Raw genomic sequence first — 21,299 nt, 5'->3', positions numbered from 1 at the left:
GTGGCAGGCTCGACTGGGACGAAGAGAAACGGCAACGGCGCCGGCGGCGCCGAGCCTCGGCGGCTGGTGATCGTGGAGTCGCCCGCCAAGGCGCGCAAGATCGCCTCCTACCTCGGCCGCAACTTCGTCGTCGAGTCCTCCCGCGGTCACATCCGCGACCTGCCGCGCAAGGCCGCCGAGGTGCCGGAGCGGTTCAAGGGCGAGACCTGGTCCAACCTCGGTGTCAACGTCGACAACGGGTTCGAGCCGATCTACATCGTCACCCCGGACAAGAAGTCCACCGTGACCGAGCTCAAGGGCCTGCTCAAGGACGTCGACGAGCTCTACCTGGCGACGGACGGCGACCGCGAGGGCGAGGCCATCGCGTGGCACCTGCTGGAGGCGCTCAAGCCGAAGGTCCCGGTGCGCCGGATGGTGTTCCACGAGATCACCGAGCCCGCCATCCTGGCCGCCGCGCAGAACACCAGGGACCTGGACCGCGACCTGGTCGACGCCCAGGAGACCCGGCGCATCCTGGACCGGCTCTACGGCTACGAGGTCAGCCCGGTGCTGTGGAAGAAGGTCATGCCGCGGTTGTCGGCGGGCCGGGTGCAGTCGGTGGCGACCAGGATCGTGGTGCAGCGCGAGCGCGAGCGGATGGCGTTCGTCGCGGCGAGCTACTGGGACATCTCGGCGACCATGGACGCCGGCGCCGAGGCCGAGCCGCGCAACTTCGGCGCCCGGCTGCTCTCGGTGGACGGGACCCGGCTGGCCGTCGGCCGCGACTTCGGCCCGGACGGCAAGCTCAAGGGCGGCGGGGTCCTGCTGCTGGAGGAGCCCGAGGCGCGCCGGTTGACCGAGGCGCTGCGCGGGGCGGCGCTGACCGTCTCCAGCGTCGAGGAGAAGCCGTACACCCGCAGGCCGTACGCGCCGTTCATGACGTCGACGCTGCAGCAGGAGGCGGGCCGCAAGCTCCGGTTCGGCTCGGACCGCACGATGCGCACCGCGCAACGGCTGTACGAGAACGGCTACATCACCTACATGCGCACCGACAGCACGACGCTGTCGGAGACGGCGATCCAGGCGGCCCGGTCGCAGGCGTCGGACCTGTACGGCCCGGAGTTCGTGCACCCGACGCCGCGCCAGTACACCCGGAAGGTCAAGAACGCCCAGGAGGCGCACGAGGCCATCCGCCCCGCCGGTGAGGTGTTCCGCACCCCCGGCCAGGTCGCGGGCGAGCTGGAGACCGACGAGTTCCGGCTCTACGAGCTGATCTGGCAGCGCACCATCGCCTCGCAGATGGCCGACGTGCGCGGCACCACGATGACCGTGCGGATCACCGGCAACGCCGCGAGCGGCGAGGAGTGCGTGTTCTCCTCGTCCGGCCGCACCATCACCTTCCCCGGTTTCCTGCGCGCCTACGTCGAGGCCGTCGACTCCGAGGCCGGTGGCGAGGCCGACGACGCCGAGCGCCGCCTGCCGATCCTGACCAAGGGCAGGCCGGTCACCGCGACCGAGCTGGCCGCGGACGGGCACACCACCACCCCGCCGCCGCGCTACAGCGAGCCGAGCCTGGTGAAGGCCCTTGAGGACCTGGGCATCGGTCGCCCGTCCACCTACGCCTCGATCATCAACACCATCCAGGACCGCGGCTACGTGTGGAAGAAGGGGTCGGCGCTGGTCCCGTCGTGGATCGCGTTCTCCGTGGTCGGCCTGCTGGAGCAGCACTTCGAGCGGCTGGTCGACTACGACTTCACCGCCGCCATGGAGGAGGAGCTCGACGGGATCGCCGCGGGCACCCAGCAGCGCACCAACTGGCTGTCCGGGTTCTACTTCGGCGGCGAGGTCGGTCCCGAGGGCTCGGTGGGTCGCTCCGGCGGGTTGAAGAAGCTGGTCGGGTCCGGCGTCGAGCACATCGACGCCAAGGTGGTCAACTCCATCGAGGTGTTCACCGACGCCGAGAAGCGGCCCATCGTGGTGCGGGTCGGCCGGTACGGGCCGTACCTGGAGCGCGAGGTCGACGGCGCCGCGCAGCGGGCGAACCTGCCTGAGGACCTCCCGCCGGACGAGCTCACCGTGGAGATGGCGGAGAAGCTGTTCGCCACCCCGATCGAGGGCCGCTCGTTGGGCACCGACCCGGTCACCGGCAACGAGATCGTGGCCAAGGAGGGCCGGTTCGGGCCGTACGTCACCGAGGTGCTGCCCGAGGTCGAGGAGCCGCCGCCCGCCGAGGGCGCGAAGAAGACCAGGAGCAAGGCGGCGGCCAAGCCGAAGCCGCGCACCGGGTCGCTGTTCAAGTCGATGACGCTGGAGACGGTCACCATCGACGACGCGCTCAAGCTGCTGTCGCTGCCCAGGGTGGTCGGCGTCGACCCGGGCAACGGCGAGGAGATCACCGCGCAGAACGGCCGCTACGGCCCGTACCTCAAGCGCGGCACCGACTCGCGCTCGCTGACCAGTGAGGACCAGATCTTCACGATCGGCATGGAGGACGCGCTCAAGATCTACGCCGAGCCGAAGAAGCGCGGCCGCCAGACCGCGGCCGCCGCCCCGCCGCTGCGCGAGATGGGCGTCGACCCGGTGTCCGGCAAGCAGATGGTGATCAAGGACGGCCGGTTCGGGCCGTACGTCACCGACGGCGAGGCCAACGCGTCGCTGCGCAAGTCGGACAGCGTCGAGTCGATCACCGACGAGCGGGCGGCCGAGTTGCTGGCGGAGAAGCGGGCCAAGGGCCCGGCGCCCAAGCGCGCCACCGCCCCCCGCAAGGCCGCCACGACCAAGACCGCCGCCGCCAAGACCACCAAGTCGACGGCGTCGGCCAAGACGGCGACCAAGACGGCCACCGCCACCAAGACCACGACCGCGCGGAAGTCGACCACGACCAAGACGGCCACCAGGTCCGCCGCCAAGAAGCCGGAGTGACCGCCTGGTTTCCGGCGGACGAACTCGGGTAGCCGGAAGCCGGGCGGTCCGGCACGCCACCCGGCGAGTCGACAACCCGACCAGCAAGATCACCCAAAGTCACCCGCGCCCGGTCGGGGCCGGCTAGCCTGACCCCGACGGGACCGCGGTGATCGCCCGGACGGGCTAGTCCGCCGGGCGTTGTCAGCCCGGTGTGACCAGCTACTCGGGTGCCGTGCGCCACCCGGATGACCAGGTCAGGGCCGTTGCCCGGTTAGGCTTGGGCGAACCGGACCGCGTGGAAGGTGGGTGGGGGGTCTGAACGGCGAGAGCAGTGTGGGCACCGCTGGGCGATCGGGCGAGAACTCGATGGCCTACCGGGTCCGCAGCGTGCTGTCCATCCGCCCGTTCCGCAGGCTCTGGGGCGTGACCTACCTGTGCAGCGTCGGCGACTGGTTGTCGCTGCTCGCGCTGACCGGGCTGGTCACCCAGGCCACCGAGGACTACAAGGCGCAGAGCTTCGCCTTCGCAGGTGTCGTGCTCACCCAGTTGCTGCCCGGACTGCTGTTCGCCCCGCTGGGCGGCCTGTTCGCCGACCGGTTCGACCGGCGCAAGGTCATGGTGCTGGCCGACATCGGCCGGTCCGGGCTGCTGCTCTCGATCGCCATCGTCGGCTCGCCGGTGTGGCTGTTCGTCGGCAACTTCCTGGTCGGCTGCTGCGCGCTGCTGTGGATCCCGTCCAAGGACGCGGCGGTGCCGAACCTGCTGCGCCGCCCGGACCAGGTGGAGACGGCCAACCAGCTCGGCATGGTGATGACCTACGGCATCGCGGTCATCAGCGCGGGTGGCGTGTACGCGGCGATCACCGGCATCAACACGAACTTCGGTCTGCAGGGCGCCGGGTCGGAGGGCAGCGCGACCAAGCTGGTCCTGTTCATCATCGCCGCGCTCTACCTGGCCAGCGCGGTCACCGTGCTGACCAGGATCCCGGAGCTGTCCAGGCGGGTGACCTCGGCGCCGTCGATGCCGGAGGCGGGCGACAAGCCGGACACCAGCGGCGGGTTCTCGGCCATGGTGCGCGACGCGGTCCGGTTCGTCCGGACGTCGCCGCTGGTGCGCGGGCTGCTGATCGGCATGATCGGCGCGTTCGTCGCGGCGGGGGCGCTCGTCGGGTCGTCGCAGGTGTACGCGACCAGCGTGCTCGGTGGCCAGTCCAGTTTCGGCCTGCTGTTCGTGGCGCTGTTCATCGGCCTGGCCACCGGCATGGCGGGCGCGCCGAAGGCGGCCAGGCGGCTGCCGCGCACCCGGCTGTTCGGCATCGCGATCGTCACCGCCGGGGTCGACCTGCTGCTGATCGCGCTGTCGCCGCACCTGGTGGTCTCGCTGATCACCGTCGCCGTGCTGGGCATGTGCGCCGGGGCGGCGTTCCTGACCGGGGTGACGATCATCGGCATCGAGGTCGACGACGCCATCCGCGGTCGGATCAACGCCATCTACCAGTCGCTGATGAAGATCATCTTCGCCGGCGGGATGGCGCTCACCCCGGTGCTGGTCGGCCTGGTCCGCCCGCACGCGATCACCCTGCTCGGCCGCCAGATGATCATCGACGGCACCCGGCCGGTGCTGCTCGGCGCCGGTGTGTTCGCCGCGGTCATGGGCGTGCTCGCCTACCGGCAGATGGACGACCGCCGGTCCGAGACGATCATGTCCGACCTGCGCGCCGCCATCAGCCGCAAGACCCGGCGCACCGGCACCGGCGTGCTGATCGCGATCGAGGGCAACACCCACCAGGACACCTCGGTCCAGGCCACCATGCTCGCCGAGTGGCTGCGCGGCGCGGGCGACCGAGAGGTCCTGCTCGCCGCCGACCCCGCCCTCGACGACAACCGGCTCCGCACCGCGTTGACCGGCGCGGGCCTCACCAGTGCGCGGGCACACGCCCTCGTCGCCGCCGCGGTGCGCGCGGACCTGGTCGAACGCGAGATCCAGCCCGCGCTCGACCGTGGCGCGCTGGTCGTCATGGAGCGGTTCGTGGACAGCCCGCTGGCGCACCTGTCCGCCGCCGCGGGCCTCGATCCGACCGAGCTGGAGGGCCTGGCCGACTGGGCTACCGAGAAGCTGCGCTCGGACATCACCGTCCTGCTCGACCGCGACCCGGCCACCCTCCCGCCGTCGCCGGGCGGCGCGGAGCATCATTGGCACGTGCAGAGCGTGCTCGCCGACATGGCCGCCGCCGACCCCGACCGCTACGTGGTGGTCGACGGCGACGGATCAGCCGCCGACGTCCACGACCGGGTCCGCGCCGCGGTGCGCACGACCATGGTCGGCCGCAAGCTGGCCCGGTTCACCAAGCTGGCGGAGACGCACTGATGACGGTGTGGTCGCAGCTCGTCGGCCAGACCGAGGCCGTCGAGGTCCTCAGCGCCGCCGCCACCGCGGCCGCCCACCTGGTCGACGGCACCGGCTCGGCGTCCGGCATGACCCACGCGTGGCTGTTCACCGGTCCACCCGGCTCCGGCCGGTCGGTGGCGGCCCGCGCGTTCGCCGCCGCCCTGGAGTGCACCACCCCGGGCGGGGTCGGCTGCGGCGAGTGCCAGGGCTGCCACACCTCGATGTCCGGCACTCACGCCGACGTGCGGATGGTGGTCCCGGAGGGGCTGTCCATCTCGGTCGCCGAGATGCGCGCCCTGGTGCAGACCTCGGCCAGGCGGCCCACCGGCGGCCGTTGGCAGGTCGTGGTCATCACCGACGCCGACCGGTTGACCGAGGGCGCGGCGAACGCCCTGCTCAAGGCGGTCGAGGAGCCGCCGGAGCGCACCGTGTTCCTGCTCTGCGCCCCGTCCGACCACCCCGACGACGTGTCGGTGACCATCCGCTCGCGGTGCCGGGTCGTGTCGCTGCGCACGCCGTCGCCGTCGTCCATCGCCGACGTCCTCCGGATGCGCGACCGGATCGACGTCGAGACCGCGGGCTGGGCGGCGTCGGTGTGCGGGGGGCACGTGGGCCGGGCCCGGCGGCTGGCCACCGATCCCGCCGCCCGCGAGCGGCGGGACAAGGTGCTGCGCATCCCGATCAACCTGCGCAGGCTGTCCGACGTGTTCGACGCCGCCGACGACCTGGTCAAGGCCGCCGAGGCCGACGCGACCGAGGTCAGCGGCAGCCGCGACGAGGTGGAGAAGGAAGCGCTGAAGACGGCCCTCGGCGCGGGCGGCACCGGCAAGGGCACCGCCTCGGCGACCCGGGGCAGCGCGGGCGCGATCAAGGAACTGGAGAAGCGGCAGAAGTCCCGCGCCACCCGCACCCAGCGCGACGCCCTCGACCTCGCCCTGGTCGACCTCGCGGGCTTCTACCGGGACGTGCTCGTCACCACCTCGGGTTCCCCGGCCGCGCTGAACCACCCCGACCACGCGCAGAGCTCGACCCAGGCGGCGCAGCGGTGGGCGCCGGAGTCGACCCTGCGCAGGTTGGAAGCGGTGCTGGCCTGCCGGGAGGCCATCGAGCTGAACGTGAAGCCGCGGATCGCGATCGAGGCGATGGTCACCCAGCTCTACTTGGGCTGAGGCCGCCGCCGGGTCGGCAGCGCGGCCACGATGACCACCCCGATCAGCAGCATCGCCGTCCCGGACCAGAACAGCGGCACCGAGTGGTAGGCGGCGTTGGTGTACGCCAGCGGCGGGGCCATCGGCTGCGGCACCGGCGGCGCCTGCGGCTGCGTCGACCCGCCAGTCCCGCACACCACCCCACCCGCGGGGGCGAACGCCCTGGCCACCTGCTCGCCGAGCGAGACCTGCGCCAGCGCGGACGGGAGGTTCGGCAGTCCGAGCGCGTCGGTCGGCAGCACCTGCAGGTCCAGCAGCCGCGCGGTCGCCCCGAGCTGGTAGCCCCGGAACGGCTGCGTCGAGTCCTCGCCCTGCTGGTTCAGGCCCGCCACCGACAGCCGCAGCACGCCGACGTCCAGCTTCTTCAGGCCCTGGCTCAGCGCGTCCGGCAGCCCCTGCCCACCGGCCAACAGACCACCGATGACGGGCAGTTTGTCCAAGCCGGGTACGGCCGCCCCGGTCGGCAGCGGAATCCCGATCGGCACATCCAGTTTCGGATTGGCCGCGTCAAGTTTCCCGAGGCTCTTACCGCCCTGCACCACCTCCAACACCGGAGCCGTGTACTGGACGGACGAGGTGGCCTTGTCGCCGGTGGAGGTCACGGTGAGCGTCGGCAGGCTGACCACGTTGATCGACACCTCGAACGGCGTGCCCGCCAGCAGCTTGACCGCGGCCACCTGCAACGTGGAGATCGACTGCACGGCCTTGTTGCCCGACCCCGGGATGTCGACCAGCCGGACCGTGGACCGCGCGGACAGCGTGTTCGGCAGGCTCAGCAGGGACCCCTTCGTGCTGCCCTGCCCGCCGAGGACACCGCCGAGGGTGTTCAGACCGCCAGTGAGGCCCTTGAGCCCATCGATCACGGCTTGGTCCGCCTGCGGGTCGAGGTTGGGGGCGTCGAACACACCGGTCAGGTCGGTGACGCTGGGAAGGGTGGGGATCGCGTTCAGAGCGGACAAGCTCGCCAACTCGGTAGAGCTATCGGCGATGGTGCCAACGCACGGCCCGAGGGTGTCGCTCCACTGGGACTGCACGCGGCCGTTGAGCAAACCCGCCTTGACCAACGTGTCCAGCGGTGTGGACGGCAGGTTGATCCCCCCACTCATCGGCTGCGCGTTGTTCGGCGGCGCCGTCTGCGCCAACGCCCCCGGCGTCTGCGGACTCGCCCCCTGCACCGCCACCCCACCCGGCGAAGCCTGCGCGATCGCGTGCTCGAACCCGAGGTACGACTCCGAGTTCGCCTGCGCACTGGCCAACCCGAACCCCACCTCCACCGCCGACTGCCTCGGTAACTTGTCCCCCGCCCCCGGAATAATCGACCGCGTCGGCGCCGAGTTCGGTAACAGCCGCACCACCGCCAGCCCCGTCCCCGCGTCCCCCACCGCACGCCCCAGCGGCTGCTTCGGGGCACCGGACGGCGGCGGCGCACCCGGACTTTTGACCGGCGGCACCGGTGTCGTCGGGACCTGAGCCCCCGCCGGACCCGCCACGAGCACCAACACCGAGGCCACCACCGGTAACGCCACCAACCGCCGCCACATCGCCGGACCCCTCTCCCGTGACCTACTGCCCAGTAAACGACCTGGGCCGCCGCAAGTCACGCCCAAGTACCCGCTATAGTTGTCCCCGACCACGCCGCCTTAGCTCAGTCGGCCAGAGCGGTTCACTCGTAATGAACAGGTCAAGGGTTCGATTCCCTTAGGCGGCTCGCAGGTCAGGCCCTGTCCACTGTGGTGTGGACAGGGCCTGACTCGTCTCTGGGTGATCAAGTCGCCCCGTCGTCGTCCTCCTTGGGGGTCCCGCGAACAGGCGTTCCGGGTAGTTCGTCGCCGTGCATCCGGAGCGCCCGCGGCCACGAGCGCCTTGCCGGTTCAGCGCCGCTGCGGCCAGGTGATCCTTCGGGACACGCGGTGCCGAAGGAGGCGAGCGGGCTGCCGTTCCTGGCTGAGGAAGCCGCGTGATGCGCCGGGCGGATATCCTCATTCGAATGCTGGTGGAACGGGGGCTCATGCCCGGCGCGCCGCCAAAACAACCTGGTAAGCCGTCGGGCAGGACCAACCTGGCGCGCTTCCTACGGCGACGACACGTGCGATCCACGGCTGAGTCGGGCGCACGCCAAGTATCTGGGCGCGGCTCCGCTCGCCCAGCCGACCGCGTCAGAATGTGCGCAACGGGGGTGGTCGACGGGGGCGGTGTCCAACCGGTGGAAATCATGGCGCGATGGGGGTGGGTTGGCGGCTAGCGTCCGGGGGGTGGACTTGTTCGCCGGGGCTATCAGGACTGAGGCGGGGCTGCGGGAGATCTACGAGGAGCCGCCCGCGCGGGCGTGGGCGAAGCAGGTTTCCGGGATGGACGCGCTGTCGCGGGGTTTTGTGGCTTGTGCGCCGATTGTGTTCGTGGCGAGTCATGACCGGGATGGGCGTTGTGATGTGACGCCGCGGGGTGGGCCCGCTGGGTTTGTGTCGGTGGCGGAGGACGGGACCATCGTCATCCCGGACGCTACTGGGAACAAGCGGATTGACACGTTGCGGAACGTGGTGGCGACGGGGTGGGCTGGGTTGCTGTTTGTGATCCCGGGGCGTGGGCAGACGTTGCGGGTGAACGGGGCGGCGTGTGTGACGGCGGAGCCGGGGGTGCTGGCCGGGTTGACGGCGGTGGGGAAGGCACCGCGGGCGGCGTTGGTGGTGCGGGCGGAGGAGGTGTACCAGCACTGCCCCAAGGCTTTCGTGCGGTCGAAGCTGTGGGACCCGGGGAGTTGGCCTGCGGCGGCGACGCAGCCGGATGCCGCCGAGTTGGCGCACGGGCACCTGGGGGATCCGGCGTTGACCGTCGAGGACGTGCGGCGCAGTCAGGTGGAGTCGTTGCTGTACCGGTTGGAGTGAGTCAGCGCGCCAGTCGGCGGCGGACGGCGGCGCTGAACAGGTCGACCACGATGACGACGACGAGCACCATCAGGATGTAGGTCGCCATCTGCTTGAACTGGAACAGTTGGATCGACTGGTAGATCAGGAAACCGATGCCGCCCGCGCCGACCACCCCGAGGGTCAGCGACGAGCGCACGTTCACGTCGAGCCGGTACAGCAGCAGTCCGACGAGCGCCGGTACCACCGCGGGCAGCACGGCGTTCGCGACCACCTGCGCCCCGTTCGCGCCGGACACCCGCAGCGCGTCGGCGGGGCCGGGGTCGACCTCGTCCATCGCCTCGGACCACAGCTTGCCCATGACGCCGATGTTGTGCGTCAGCAGCGCCAGCACGCCCGCGAACGGGCCGAGCCCGACGGCGGTGACGAAGATCAGGCCGAACACGATCTCGGGGGTGGCGCGCAGCAACGACATGATGCCGCGGGCGAGTTGGAACACCACCGGGTTGCGGCCGCGGGTGCCCAGGACGGCCAGCGCCAGCGCGATCGGGACGGACAGCGTGGTGCCGAGCAGGCCCATCGCCAGGGTGACCAGGCACGCCTCCAGCCCGGGTTGGACGACCGTCGCCCAGTCCAGGTCCGGTGGGACGGCCTCGCCGAGGAAGCGGGCCATCCCGTGCCAGCCGTCGGCCAGCGCGCCGGGGGAGATCTCGGCGCCCCGCCAGGCGAACACGTGCGCCACCGCCAACGCGGCGACGATCCCGAACGTCGTGAGGTACTTGCGTGTCTTCACGCTTCCACCACCAGGTCCGGCGCGTACAGCGCGTCGATGTCCGATTCGGACAGTTCGCCCGCCGGGCGGGCGAGCCGGATTTCCCCGTGCAGCAGGCCGAGTACCCGGTCGGCGTGCCTGCGCGCGAGGTCCGGCTGGTGCAGCACGGCGGCGACGGCGAGACCGTCCTCGTGCGCGAGTTCCGCGAGCAGGTCCATCACCTGCTTCGCGGCAGCCGGGTCCAACGCCGACACGGGTTCGTCCGCCAGCAGCACTTTCGCGCCCTGGCACAACGCGCGCGCGACGGCGACCCGTTGTTGTTGGCCGCCGGAGAGCTTGCTTGCCTTGTCCCGCGCGCGGTCCGCGAGACCTACCCGCTCAAGACAGGACATGGCGCGCTCTTTGAGTTCCTTGGGGAAGAGGACTGGTGCGAGAGAACGAGAGAGAGGGAGCCCGGCGAGTCCTCCCGCGCAGACGTTGTCGATGACGCTTCGCCTGCGTACCAAGTGGATCTGCTGGAAGACCATCGCCGCGCTGGTCTTCCCCGCGATCTTGACCTCGCCCGCGTCCGGCTTGGTCAGGCCGACCACGCACCGCAGCGCCGTCGACTTCCCCGACCCGTTCGCCCCGAGCAACACGACCAGTTCACCCGAGTCGACCCGGAAATCGACCCCGTTCAGCACAGTCCGATCCCCGAAGGACTTCCGCAGCCCTTTCACGGAGAGAGCCGTGTCCATTCCATTCCCCTATTTCCTCGCGCCGTCTTTTAGCCCCGCCGCTTTCCACCCGATCGGCTGATCTTCCTGTCCGGCCCCCCGCCTCCCGACGACCACCCCCGGCTGACCTGGATGTCCTTGCCCCACCCCGATTCCACAAGACCTCAAGTTGTCCACAGCCCGCCGCTCCCCGCCCTTGTGATCTTGTCCGCCGGGTAGACTGGCCCAGGGACGCCCCCCGGGATGGGTGGGGGCCGGGCTGGGGCCGGGCTGGGGCGGTGTGTGTGTGTGTGGAATGGTTTTCTTGGGGTGGGTGGGGGATTGTTGGGTGGGTTTATCTGGGCGGTGAGTGGTGTGGCCCGGTTGGGGGTCCAACCGGGCCGTGGTGGGGGTTAGACGTCGCCTTCGGTGAGGCCGAGGGTGTCGGCCATGTCGAAGAGGGGCTTGTAGGTGTCCTTGGTGACGGCGACCAGGGGGCCCGCGGGGTCGACGTCGAGGAACTTGCCGACGGCGGCGACTTCTTCGGGTTTGAGGTTGAGGAGGGCTTTGCGGACGGCGTCCTTGAAGGCGGGGTCCATGCTGCCCGCGACGGTGATCGGGTCGTTGGGGATGGGGTCCGACGACCAGATCTGGCGGAACTTGGACTCGTCGAAGGTGCCCGCGGCCTTGGCGCTGGCGAGCTGCTGGGTGTTGATCTCGGCGGCGTCGACCTTGCCGTTGGTGAGGGCCAGCAGGGCCTGCGGGTGGCCGCCGGAGTACTCGAGCTTCACCGAGGACTTGTCCAGGTTGTTCTTGGCGAGGGCGAGCCGGGGGAGGGCGTCGCCGGAGGTGGAGCCGGGGCCGGAGAGGGCGAGGGACTTGCCGCGCAGGTCGGCGACGGACTGCAGCGGGGAGTCCTTGGGGACCCAGATCCCGGCCTTGTAGGTGGTGAGGTTGCCCTTGGCGTCGCCGAACGACACGAGCGGTTCGGCGTTGGCGCGGCGGCTGGCGAAGACGAAGCCGAGCGGGCCGAACTCGGCCAGTTCCAGCTTGCCGTTCTGCATGGCGAGGACCTCGGCCGAGTAGTCCTGCACGATCTGCAGCTTCACCGAGCAGTTCAGGCCGCGCTGCAGGGCGCCGGTGAGGACCTGGTACGCGGGCGTCAGCTTGGCGGGGTCCTCGTAGGGTTCGATGCCGAATCTGACCTCCCCGTTCGGGCAGGCCTTGGCTCCGGAGTCGGCGGTGGTGCTGGTTCCGCCGCTGCCGCACGCGGTGAGGGCCAGCGCGGTGGCGGCGATGAGGGCGGCGATGCGCTTCATGGTGGGGTTACTCCTGGGGGTCAGAAGCTGTCGATGACGGTGGGGGCGAGCCCGAAGGCGGTGGTCATCCCGATCCCGGAGGTCACGGAAGCCACCCGCACCCCGGGGAAGGGGTCGGCGACGAGGAACTCGGTCCGCTCGGCGGCGGCGTAGACACCGCGCCAGCGGGCGCGCACGGTGAGGTGGTCCACACCGAGCAGGCGGGCGGTCTCCCGCAGGACGAGGTCACCGGTCGGCTCGTCGTCGAACGGGTCGTGGGTGAGCCCGTACCGGTGGGTGTCACCGATGACGAGGTCACCGTCGGGCCGCTGGGTGAACATCAGGTTCATCGCGACGTCGAGCAGGTGCGGGTCGTCGCGGGTGATGCGGTCGCGCACGGCGTCGGCGGACGGGCAGGCGGTGAGGCCCGCGTAGCGCAGCATCGACAGTCCGGAGAGGACGGCCGGGTCGAACACCGCCGAGTCCGGTGTGGACACTTGCATCATCCGGAGCAGGCACCGGCGCACCCCGGCCGCGGCCGCGATGTCGGGCAGCAGCCGGTCCACGTCGTGGCCGACGGCGACCACGACCCGGTCGGCGGCGACGGTGCCCCGGGTTGTCCGGACCGCGCCGGTCTCGACGCCGGTGACCGCCGTCCGCCAACGGAACTCGACGCCGTGGTCGGCCAGCCAGGCGGCCAGCGCGGGTACCGCCTGACGCGGGTCGACGCGCAGGTCCAGCGGCAGCCAGGCGCCGCCGACGACCTCGTCGGAGATCACCGGGAGCTTGGCCCGCACACCGGCCGCGTCCAGCAGCCGGACCTGGTCGCCGCGCTGGGCGGCGAACTCGGCGAGCACGGCCTGTTCGTCGTCGGCGCGCGCCGCGACCACGGTGCCCGCCTCGGAGACCCAGAAGCCCGCCTTCGCCGCCATGCCCAGCCAGCGCTCCCGGGCCACCAGGCCGTAGGCGAGGCCCACACCGTGCTGGGCGGTCAGGCAGATGTGGCCGAAGTTGCGCACCGACGCGCCGACCGCGCGCTCGTCGCGGTCGATGACCACGACGCGCATGCCGCGATCCACCGCCTCGACGGCGTGGGCGAGTCCGACGATGCCCGCACCGACGACGGCCAGATCTGCTCGGGGTGTCATGGCTAAGAAGGTGCGGCGGCGGAGTAGCTGATCGCAACCCCCTCGCGGCACTTGTTCAGACAAGTTTCCGCGTTGTTCACCCAGCTCAGGCCAGATGGGACCGGCTTGACAGAGGGTGGTGGTGAACTCGTATGGTCAAGTCTGTGACACCGCCGCTGCACCACAGGGTCGCCGACGAACTGCGTGGCCGGATCAGTCGGGGCCAACTCCCGGTCGGCGCCCCGTTGCCGTCGGAGGCGCAGTTGTGCGAGGAGTTCGGCGCCTCCCGAGGCACCGTACGGCAGGCGCTCGCGGCGTTGCGCAACGAGGGTCTTATCGGCGGCGGCCAGGGCAAACCCCCGGTCGTCCGACAGGCGGCGGTGGCCCAGCCGTTCGAGACGTTCCTGTCGTTCACCCGCTGGGCCAGGGAAATGGGCCGCGAACCGGGCCAGCGCACCGTCGAGATCGCCCGGCGCGGGGCCAGCCAGGTCGCCGCCGACGCGCTCGGCCTGGACGAGGGCACCCCGGTGATCGAGGTGCTGCGGCTGCGGTTGCTCGACGGCATCCCGACCATGCTGGAGCGCAGCAGCTTCGTCGAACGGGTCGGCAGGCTGCTGTTCGACTTCGACCCGGACGCGGGCTCGATCTACGCCCACCTGCAGGACTGCGGTGTCGACCTGCGCGCGGCCCGGCACACCATCGACGCCATCGGCGCCAACGAGGTCGACGCGGACCTGCTCACCATCGCCCCCGGCGCCCCGTTGCTGCGCGAGCGCCGCCGCGCCACCGACGCCACCGGCGCCCGGGTCGAGTACGGCGACGACCGGTACCGACCGGACCTGGTGACCTTCACCATCGACAACGTGCAGACGGGCCGGGTCAGCCCGCACATCCTCAAGGAGACCTCGTGACCATCGAGTTGGTAGCCCTCGACATGGCGGGCACCACCGTCCAGGAGGGCGGGGCCGTCTACCGGGCGCTCGCCGACGCGGTCGCCGCGGCCGCGGGCGCGCCGGTGCCCGCCGTCGAGGTCCAGCGCTGGATGGGCGCGGACAAGCGGGAGGCGATCGCGGCGCTGTTGGCGGGCGCGCCCGCCGAGGTCGAGCCCGTGTTCGACGACTTCAGGGCCCGGTTGGCCGCCGCTTATCTGGACAACCCGCCCACCGCGTTGCCCGGTGTCGAGTCCGCGCTCGCCGAACTCCGCGGCCGCGGGGTGAAGGTGGCGCTCACGACCGGTTTCTCCCGTGATGTCGCCGACGGCATCCTCGACGTCCTCGGCTGGCGGGTGGGCGCGAACCTGGACGCCGTCGTCACCGCGGACGAGGTCGCCGCCGGTCGCCCCGCGCCGTACATGATCTTCCGGGCGATGGAGGCCACCGGCGTGCACTCGGCCGCCGCCGTGCTGACCGCGGGCGACACCGTCCTCGACCTCCGCGCGGGCGCCAACGCGGGCGCGGGTTACGTCGTCGGCGTGCTCACCGGCTCCCAGGACGCGGCGACCCTCGGCCAGGAACGGCACACCCACCTGCTGACCGGCGTCGCCGAGATCCCGCTGCTGCTGTCCAGATAGCTCGTTATCATCCGCTGAGTCGGGGCTATATAGGTCATGTGCATCTGCACGCGTGTACTATCGTCCTGTTTAGTCCGCCGAGGTGGTGGGTGGACGAAAAAGGCCGAGCAGGGGTCCGCGAAACCCCCGCCCGGCCGGACGGGCCACCTGTGGTCTAGCTGATCACCAAGACCCACAGGCACACCCAGGCAGCGATGACGAGGAGCGTCCAGACCCACGGGTTTGGACGCTCCTCACCCGGGCGCGCGTGGCGCCCCCGCTTTCTTCTTTCGGTCACGCTTTCTCCTGTGTGTGTTCCACCCGCACAGGAACTTCCTGTCCGGGGCCTCATGACAGGAAGTCAGCGTTGACCGGAGCCTAGACGGTGCCCGGGTCGTCCCCTATTCAGGGAGTTTGTTGTAGGTCCGTCAATCCTGTTGACAGGAAATAGCGTCGAAAATAGCGTGGGGAATTGCCGTCAACCGCGGGTGCGACGGGCCGCCCAAGAAGTCGCCAGCACAAAACCGGACGCGGCCACCGCCCCGGCCGCCGCGCTGCCGATGGCGAACGGCAGCGCGGGTTCGTGGGTCAGGATGGCCGTGCTGAACAGCCAGGTGGCGACCCCGAACAGCATGCCGAGCGGGATGGCGGTGAACGGCGCGGACGGACGTCGGTGACCACGGCGCAGTGCCCGCATCTGCGCCTCGACGTAGGCCAGCGCGAACAGCGCGAGGAGCAGGCTGCCGGACCCCATCACGGTCGCCATCGGGTGCGTGGCCGATTCCAGGGTGAACCGCATCGCCGGGTCGGTGCCGAGTTTGACCTCGGCGGTCACCGCGCCGCCCGCGAGCCACCGCAACAACGGCGTCGGTTTGACGACGGTGCTGAACGTGCCATCGGCGGCGGGGGCGATTTCCTTGCGGATTCCGCCGATCAACACGCCCGCCGCGCGGAGCTGGAAATAGAGGTCCGTTTGTCCCGATGAACGGCCCGCGATGGTGATCGGGCGGCTCAGGTCGACCTGGACCTTCTTGTCCGTGGCCTGTCCGTTCACCACGAGGCCCGTGGGCGCGTGCGCCACGACCGCGGGCGACAGCAGCGGCAACAGCACCAGGGCGAGCAGGGCCACGGCGGCCACCAGCGCGGGCCACAGCGGCGAAGGTCCCCGCGGCCCGAGGAGTTCGCTGGCGGGTCGCAGTTCCTGGCCGCGGAAGGCACTGGGCGTGCGGGCCGGGTCGGCGGTCAGTGCCCGCACCGGCGGCGTGACGACGGTGGGTGCGTCCGGTTGCCGGATCAACTGCTGCGAGATCGCGCCGGTGACCCGGGGCGCCAGGTGCACCGGCACCGCCGAGCGCTCCAGCCAACCCGGACCGAAGACGGCGGTCGCGGCGGCGCTCAGGTCGGTCGCGAAGGTCTCGGCGTCGCGGTAGCGGTGCTGCGGGTCGCGGGCGATGCTGCGCATCACCACCGCGGCGAGCGGCCCGGGGACCCGCGGGATCGGCGCCGGGTCGCTGAAGATCCGCTGCCGCATCATGCTGACCGCGCCGCGGCTGCGGTCGTAGGGGAGCTGCCCGCAGAGCAGTTCGTAGAGGACCGTGCCCGCCGAGTAGACGTCCGCCGCCGGGGTCAGCGCGTTGCCCATCGCCTGCTCGGGCGCGATGTAGGCGGGCGTGCCCAGCACCTCGCCCTGGTTGGTGACCAGGGTCGCGCCCTCGCTGACCACCTGGGCGATGCCGAAGTCGGCGACCTTCATCACCCCGGCCGAGGTGAACAGCAGGTTCTTCGGCTTGATGTCCAGGTGCAGCACCCCGGCGGAGTGCGCGGCGTGCAGCCCGCCGAGCATGGCCAGCGCGATCGCGCAGGACTGCTCGCCGGTCAGGCCGGGGCCGCGGAACCGGTCGTAGACGGTGCCGCCGTCCAGCTTCTCCATCACCAGCAGGTTGTCCGCGCCGGTCTGCACGTAGTCGTACACCGGCACGATGTGCGGGTGGTCCAGGCTGGCCAGCACCCGCGCCTCCCGGTCGAACCGGGCGTTCACGGCCGCGTCGCGGACCAGGTCCGAGGGCAGCACCTTGATCGCGACCTGCCTGCCCAGCGAGCGGTGCACGCCCGCGTACACCACGCCCATGCCGCCTGAGCCGATCTTCCCGCCGACCTCGTACTGCGGCAGGGACGCGGTGAGCGACGCGGGTGCGCTCATCCGGGCCACCGCTTCGTGTCGGGCCGGTCCCCTGGCCCGCCCGTCCGCGGGTTCGGTTGCCTGCTGGTCTGCCTGCCAGTCTGGGGACTTGTCTGCTGGGTGGTGCGGGTGCCCGGCGGGGTGGGTCGGTCGTGCCGCCGAGTCTGCGTGGTCGACTGGGTGTAGCTGGCCGTCACGGCCTGGGTCGCCGCGCCGGGGTCGATCACCTGGGTGCGCAGGGCCATCGTCTTGTCGCCCGGCTCATCACCGCCCGCGGGCCCGACCGGGTGCGGGGTGAGGAAACCGAGGACCATCGCGATGGCGGTGGCGCCCAGCACCATCGGCACCTCGACCAGCGGCTCCGGTGCAACGAGCCGGAACACCGAGAGCGACACCACGGCCACGATCCCGGTACCGGCGCCCGCGGGCAGGAACCGCAGCGCGCGCCGGATCCGGTTGGGCGACAACCGGTGCCGGGCGAGCGCGAGCAGCACGGTGGCCCAGATCAGCGCGGTCAGCACGAACATCACCAGGCCGAACACCCCGTACACCGACCACAGCGTGCCGCGCACGTCAGCGACGGTTTCGCTGCCGCCCAACACGTTCCGGTCCTCGTCGAGCAGTTCGACGGCGGTGGGCAGCAGCCCGATCGCCTGGCCGTCGAGGTCGCGGACATCCAGCGGGAACGTCCGGGTCACCCGGTTACCGGGCGGTACCTCGAACGGGAGCGTGGTGTCGTAAGCGAAGAAGGTCAGCGCCAACGCGACCCCGGACACCCGCACCAGGTGCACCTTCTGCGTGCTGTTGCCGTGGTTGACCGCGGTGATGGAGACCTCGGCGGTGCGCGCCGGTTCCAACCGGACAGTGCGGTCGGTGATGTCCTGACCGTCCAGAGTGACCGTCACCGTCAACGGGTCATCGGAGGCCTGGGCGAGCGCGGGTGTCGCACCGCACAAGAGCGCGGCGGTCACCAGCGCAACCACGATGGCGATGAGACGTCCCATCGGAAGACTCCCGGTTGTGTCGGGCGGCGATCGGGGCGGAATGCTACAGCGGTCCGGTGGCCCGCCGGGGCGTTCTGTGAGATCGGCTAGTGGACAGGGGTGCGGCTCTCGTGCGCGGATTAGGACGCTTAACCGGGTTGGCCGTTGCGGCGGCGGTGCTGGCTGTGGCGCCGGTCGCCCCGGCGTCGGCGCAGTCGCTGACCCCGGTGCTGGGCATCAGCCCCGGTTCCGGGCCCGCCGGGTCGTCGTTCACGGTCACCTGGAGCGTGTCCTCGCCCAGGTCATGTCCATCCATCTGGTTCACGTCGTCGCTGTCCATCCCCACGGTCAGCACGGCCGGGAAGACGAGCGGTTCCGTGGTGGGCTCCGCGCCCGCGACGGCCAAACCGGGCTCTTACGTCATCTACGGCTACTGCACGGACACCTCGCCCGGCGTCACGGGCTTTACCGTGACGATCCCCACGAGCCCGACGACGACCCGTCCCACGACGACCACCCGACCGACGTCGCCGACGACCGTACCGCCCACGACAACGGTCCCGCCGACGACCACTCGTCCAACTGTCACAACAACAACGACCGGGCCGACAACAACCACCACGACGACCAGTGGGACAACGACCAACTCCACGACGACAACGACCACTTCGGACACAACCTCGGGCACCCCGACGACAGCGCCGCCCACGACGACGACCACCGCGACCACCGAGGTCCCGATCGTCGACGAGAAGTCCTACGACGGCGGCCTGAAGCTGGACCGGCCGAGCGTGCGCCCCGGGGACCCGTTGTCCGCCAAGGGTTCCGGCTGCGAACCCAACCGCCGGGTCACGCTCACCTCCGAGGGCGAGTCGGTCGGCGGCACGACGGCCGACAACTCGGGTGAGTTCACCGCGACCGTCGAGTTCGTGAAGATCGTGCCCGGCAGGCACATCGTGTCCGCCGACTGCGGGATCGTGCTGACCGGCGCGGTGGACCAGGTCGTCACCAGCTCGACCGGTGGCAACTCGACCACCCTGGTCGTCTTGGTGTTCTTCGTCCTCGCCGGCGCCGCGCTAATCCGCGTCGCGTAGCTGTTCGCGGTCTCGCATCGCGGCCGCGACGAGCGGGGGCACCGCGATCCGGGTCGCGATGTCCTCGTACCGTCGCACGACCTCGGCGGCCGCCGTAGTCGGATCTCCGACGACGGCGAAGGCGTTCAGGACTTCTTCGTCGATAAGAGCGTCCATCTCGTCCCAACGGCCACGCCTCGACAACGTGTTCAGCTCGTCGCCCAGCCGCCCCCACCCGTGGAAGTCCAGCACCGCGCGGTAAGAGGGTGTGGAGCCGTAGAACGCGATCTGCCTGCGCACGTTGGCAACAGACGCGGCCAACTCCTCGTCAGTGCTACCGGTCGCCACGAACGACGGACCACTGACATCGAAGCCCGCCAACGTCTTCCCGACCTTCGCGCGACCGCGTTCCAACGCCGGTAGCGTCACCTCGCGCACATAGCGCTCGGTGGTGAACGCGTGGCACATCATGCCGTCCGCGACTTCCCCCGCGACCTCTGTCATCAGCGGGCCCACCCCGGCCAGGTAGACCTTCGGGTTGCCGTGCGGGTTCGGCCCAGGGTCGAAGAACGGCGTCATCAACGTGTGCTTGTAGAACTCGCCGAGGAACCGCGGACTCGTCCCGTTCTCGAAGGCCGCCCAGATCGCCCGAACGGCCAACACGAACTCCCGCATCCGCGCCGCGGGTGACGACCACGGCATCGAGAACCGCTTGGTGATGTGCGGCTTGACCTGCGACCCGAGACCCAACACGAACCGGCCGCCGGAGAGGAGCTGCAGGTCGTTGGCCTGCACCGCCACCGTCATCGGGTTGCGGGCGAACGCCACGGCGATCCCGGTGACCAGCTCGATCCGCGTGGTCCGGCCCGCCGCCACCGCGAGCGCGACGAACGGGTCGACCTTGGTCTCCGGAATCCAGTAGCCGTCGTACCCGGCCTGCTCGGCGCTGGCCGCCGCCCCAGCCGCGTCGATCACGGTCGCGGCGTAGTCGCCGGAGTCGAGCCTCATGCGCCCCGAGGTTAGCTCCGGCCGGGCTGCCTGCCATCAACCGGCTCGCCGGGAGGCACGCGGAGCGTGTCGCGGGGATAATCAGCGAGTGAGCGCCGGTACCCGGCACGCCGTGGGTGGGCCGTGCCGGGCACCGGGAGTCTGCGGGTGACCGTCGGGCTGTGGCCCCTGGTCGGGGCGCGCTCGCGGAGGGCGCGCGGCAAACCGGTACCAGAAATATGCCGCGTCGCTCTAGCCGTATCTCATCCGAACGGGGTATCAATTCCTGTTATGGCCGAACTCGAGCTTCGACACCTGCGGGCGATCTGCGCCATCGCGGAAGAGGGCAGTGTGTCCAAGGCGGCCATCCGGCTCGGGGTGACCCAGCCCGCGCTGACCGCCCAGTTGCGGTCCATCGAGCGCCTGGTGGGTGGCGAGTTGTTCCGCCGGTCGTCCAACGGCAGCATCCCCACCGAGCTGGGCCGCAGCGTGGTCCGGTCGGCCAGGGTGGTGCTGGAGGACATGTCGGCGCTGCTGGCGACCGCCCGCACGCACACCCAGAACCCGGCCGACGCGCCGCTGGTGGTCGCCTCCAGCCCGATGCTGTTCACCAGCGCCCTGATCACCGAGCTGCGCGCCTGGATCAAGAGCTCCGAGCTGCGCACCGAGATCGACTCGTCCGGTCCGGCGCTGCTCGACCTGATCTCCTCCAAGCAGGCCGACATCGCCGTGTTCGAGCGGTTCGAGGGCATCGAGAACCGGGTGCTGCGCGATGTGGAGATCCGCACGATCGTCGAGGAACCTCAGTTCGTCGCGCTCAGCTCGGACAGCCCGCTGGCCGCCCAGGAGGAGATCGACCTGATCGACCTGGCCGACCTGGACTGGGTCGTGCCGCCGCCCGACCAGGACACCATGCGGCTGGGGTTCCGCGAGGCCTGCGAGAAGGTCGGCTTCACCCCCCGGATCACCCACCACGTCACCGAGGGCCGCACCGCCATGGCCCTCGCGGCGGCGGGCGCGGTCTGCCTCGCCCAGCCCGCGTCGCTGAGCGGGCCCGGTTTCGTGATCCGCCCCCTGCGCGGCGCGGTCCTGCGCCTCCCGGTGGTCCTGGTGATCCGGCTGGACGGGGTGCTGGGCAACCGCCGCCACGAGGTCTTCGCCTGCGTGGCGCACGCCTACCGGTCCATCGTGGACCGCAACCCCACCTACGCCCAGTGGTGGGCCGAGCACCCCGAGGCCCACGTCGACGTCGACGCGGCCCTCGCGCTGCCCCGCCCGACCCGGCCCAGCTAGTCC

16 protein-coding genes and 1 tRNA gene are annotated in these 21,299 nt (G+C 70.9%); 9 read left to right on the top strand and 8 right to left on the bottom strand.

Annotated features, from left to right (window positions below):
• From topA to H504_RS0111515, 3 genes are all read left to right on the top strand, one after another.
• Positions 1–2,901, top strand: coding sequence for a type I DNA topoisomerase (gene topA, locus H504_RS0111525; RefSeq protein ID WP_026422883.1), 2,901 nt, complete (start codon positions 1–3; stop codon positions 2,899–2,901).
• Positions 2,902–3,249: 348 nt separating this feature from the next.
• Positions 3,250–5,250: a bifunctional MFS transporter/dTMP kinase gene (locus H504_RS0111520; protein WP_211239306.1), complete on the top strand. Its 2,001-nt coding sequence runs from the start codon at positions 3,250–3,252 to the stop codon at positions 5,248–5,250.
• Positions 5,250–6,440 (top strand): DNA polymerase III subunit delta', encoded by a 1,191-nt coding sequence (locus tag H504_RS0111515; RefSeq protein ID WP_026422881.1) that lies wholly within the window; start codon positions 5,250–5,252, stop codon positions 6,438–6,440. The genes H504_RS0111520 and H504_RS0111515 overlap by 1 nt, the downstream gene beginning before the upstream one ends.
• On the opposite strand, the gene H504_RS0111510 is transcribed toward H504_RS0111515, so the two are convergent.
• A complete protein-coding gene (locus tag H504_RS0111510; RefSeq protein WP_035304048.1) occupies positions 6,428–8,020 on the bottom strand; it encodes a hypothetical protein in 1,593 nt (530 codons plus the stop codon). The two genes, H504_RS0111515 and H504_RS0111510, sit on opposite strands and share 13 nt — an antisense overlap.
• A 93-nt stretch (positions 8,021–8,113) precedes the next feature.
• Here H504_RS0111510 and H504_RS0111505 point away from each other — a divergent pair.
• A tRNA-Thr gene (locus H504_RS0111505) sits at positions 8,114–8,187 on the top strand.
• 544 nt (positions 8,188–8,731) lie between these two features.
• A complete protein-coding gene (locus H504_RS0111500) occupies positions 8,732–9,361 on the top strand; it encodes an MSMEG_1061 family FMN-dependent PPOX-type flavoprotein (protein ID WP_026422879.1) in 630 nt (209 codons plus the stop codon).
• A gap of 1 nt (position 9,362) precedes the next feature.
• On the opposite strand, the gene phnE is transcribed toward H504_RS0111500, so the two are convergent.
• The 4 genes from phnE to H504_RS0111480 form a co-directional block, all read right to left on the bottom strand.
• Complete coding sequence (gene phnE / locus H504_RS34590) at positions 9,363–10,133, bottom strand: phosphonate ABC transporter, permease protein PhnE (RefSeq protein WP_245614200.1); 771 nt, start codon at positions 10,131–10,133, stop codon at positions 9,363–9,365.
• Positions 10,130–10,795 (bottom strand): phosphonate ABC transporter ATP-binding protein, encoded by a 666-nt coding sequence (locus H504_RS0111490; RefSeq protein WP_245614198.1) that lies wholly within the window; start codon positions 10,793–10,795, stop codon positions 10,130–10,132. The genes phnE and H504_RS0111490 overlap by 4 nt, the downstream gene beginning before the upstream one ends.
• A 425-nt stretch (positions 10,796–11,220) precedes the next feature.
• The gene (locus tag H504_RS0111485) at positions 11,221–12,126 is read right to left on the bottom strand and encodes a phosphate/phosphite/phosphonate ABC transporter substrate-binding protein (protein ID WP_026422877.1); all 906 of its coding nucleotides are present in this window, start codon (positions 12,124–12,126) and stop codon (positions 11,221–11,223) included.
• 20 nt (positions 12,127–12,146) lie between these two features.
• Positions 12,147–13,253 carry a TIGR03364 family FAD-dependent oxidoreductase gene (locus H504_RS0111480; protein ID WP_026422876.1) on the bottom strand — a complete coding sequence of 369 codons (1,107 nt, stop codon included), beginning with the start codon at positions 13,251–13,253 and terminating at the stop codon, positions 12,147–12,149.
• A gap of 131 nt (positions 13,254–13,384) precedes the next feature.
• Between H504_RS0111480 and H504_RS0111475 the strand changes: the two genes are divergently transcribed.
• Positions 13,385–14,143: a GntR family transcriptional regulator gene (locus H504_RS0111475; protein ID WP_026422875.1), complete on the top strand. Its 759-nt coding sequence runs from the start codon at positions 13,385–13,387 to the stop codon at positions 14,141–14,143.
• Positions 14,140–14,802, top strand: a complete 663-nt coding sequence (locus H504_RS0111470; RefSeq protein WP_026422874.1) for a phosphonatase-like hydrolase — start codon at positions 14,140–14,142, stop codon at positions 14,800–14,802. The genes H504_RS0111475 and H504_RS0111470 overlap by 4 nt, the downstream gene beginning before the upstream one ends.
• 457 nt (positions 14,803–15,259) lie before the next feature.
• On the opposite strand, the gene H504_RS0111465 is transcribed toward H504_RS0111470, so the two are convergent.
• Positions 15,260–16,981 carry a serine/threonine-protein kinase gene (locus H504_RS0111465; protein ID WP_026422873.1) on the bottom strand — a complete coding sequence of 574 codons (1,722 nt, stop codon included), beginning with the start codon at positions 16,979–16,981 and terminating at the stop codon, positions 15,260–15,262.
• Positions 16,978–17,964 (bottom strand): hypothetical protein, encoded by a 987-nt coding sequence (locus H504_RS34585; protein WP_342668771.1) that lies wholly within the window; start codon positions 17,962–17,964, stop codon positions 16,978–16,980. Before H504_RS34585 ends, H504_RS0111465 begins: the two co-directional genes overlap by 4 nt.
• Positions 17,965–18,074: 110 nt before the next feature.
• Between H504_RS34585 and H504_RS43020 the strand changes: the two genes are divergently transcribed.
• On the top strand, positions 18,075–19,037 hold the full coding sequence (locus H504_RS43020; protein WP_245614196.1) for a hypothetical protein: 963 nt from the start codon (positions 18,075–18,077) through the stop codon (positions 19,035–19,037).
• On the opposite strand, the gene H504_RS34575 is transcribed toward H504_RS43020, so the two are convergent.
• Complete coding sequence (locus H504_RS34575) at positions 19,020–20,024, bottom strand: TIGR03617 family F420-dependent LLM class oxidoreductase (RefSeq protein ID WP_035304041.1); 1,005 nt, start codon at positions 20,022–20,024, stop codon at positions 19,020–19,022. The genes H504_RS43020 and H504_RS34575 overlap by 18 nt on opposite strands.
• 270 nt (positions 20,025–20,294) lie before the next feature.
• Here H504_RS34575 and H504_RS0111435 point away from each other — a divergent pair, with 270 nt between their 5' ends.
• Positions 20,295–21,296, top strand: coding sequence for a LysR family transcriptional regulator (locus H504_RS0111435; protein ID WP_026422870.1), 1,002 nt, complete (start codon positions 20,295–20,297; stop codon positions 21,294–21,296).
• The last annotated feature ends 3 nt before the right edge of the window (positions 21,297–21,299 follow it).

This window comes from Actinokineospora inagensis DSM 44258, from assembly GCF_000482865.1.
Lineage (GTDB): Bacteria > Actinomycetota > Actinomycetes > Mycobacteriales > Pseudonocardiaceae > Actinokineospora > Actinokineospora inagensis.
The sequence above is the reverse complement of the archived record's forward strand: the minus strand, read 5'-3'. Positions and strand labels throughout refer to the sequence as shown.

Excerpts from the sequence above, each read along its gene's own strand:
- H504_RS0111520 (WP_211239306.1), top strand. The coding sequence starts at position 3,250 with ATGGCCTACCGGGTCCGCAGCGTGCTGTCCATCCGCCCGTTCCGCAGG.
- H504_RS0111515 (WP_026422881.1), top strand. The coding sequence starts at position 5,250 with ATGACGGTGTGGTCGCAGCTCGTCGGCCAGACCGAGGCCGTCGAGGTC.
- H504_RS0111510 (WP_035304048.1), bottom strand. The coding sequence starts at position 8,020 with ATGTGGCGGCGGTTGGTGGCGTTACCGGTGGTGGCCTCGGTGTTGGTG.
- H504_RS0111485 (WP_026422877.1), bottom strand. The coding sequence starts at position 12,126 with ATGAAGCGCATCGCCGCCCTCATCGCCGCCACCGCGCTGGCCCTCACC.
- H504_RS0111480 (WP_026422876.1), bottom strand. The coding sequence starts at position 13,253 with ATGACACCCCGAGCAGATCTGGCCGTCGTCGGTGCGGGCATCGTCGGA.
- H504_RS0111475 (WP_026422875.1), top strand. The coding sequence starts at position 13,385 with ATGGTCAAGTCTGTGACACCGCCGCTGCACCACAGGGTCGCCGACGAA.
- H504_RS0111465 (WP_026422873.1), bottom strand. The coding sequence starts at position 16,981 with ATGAGCGCACCCGCGTCGCTCACCGCGTCCCTGCCGCAGTACGAGGTC.
- H504_RS34585 (WP_342668771.1), bottom strand. The coding sequence starts at position 17,964 with ATGGGACGTCTCATCGCCATCGTGGTTGCGCTGGTGACCGCCGCGCTC.
- H504_RS34575 (WP_035304041.1), bottom strand. The coding sequence starts at position 20,024 with ATGAGGCTCGACTCCGGCGACTACGCCGCGACCGTGATCGACGCGGCT.
- H504_RS0111435 (WP_026422870.1), top strand. The coding sequence starts at position 20,295 with ATGGCCGAACTCGAGCTTCGACACCTGCGGGCGATCTGCGCCATCGCG.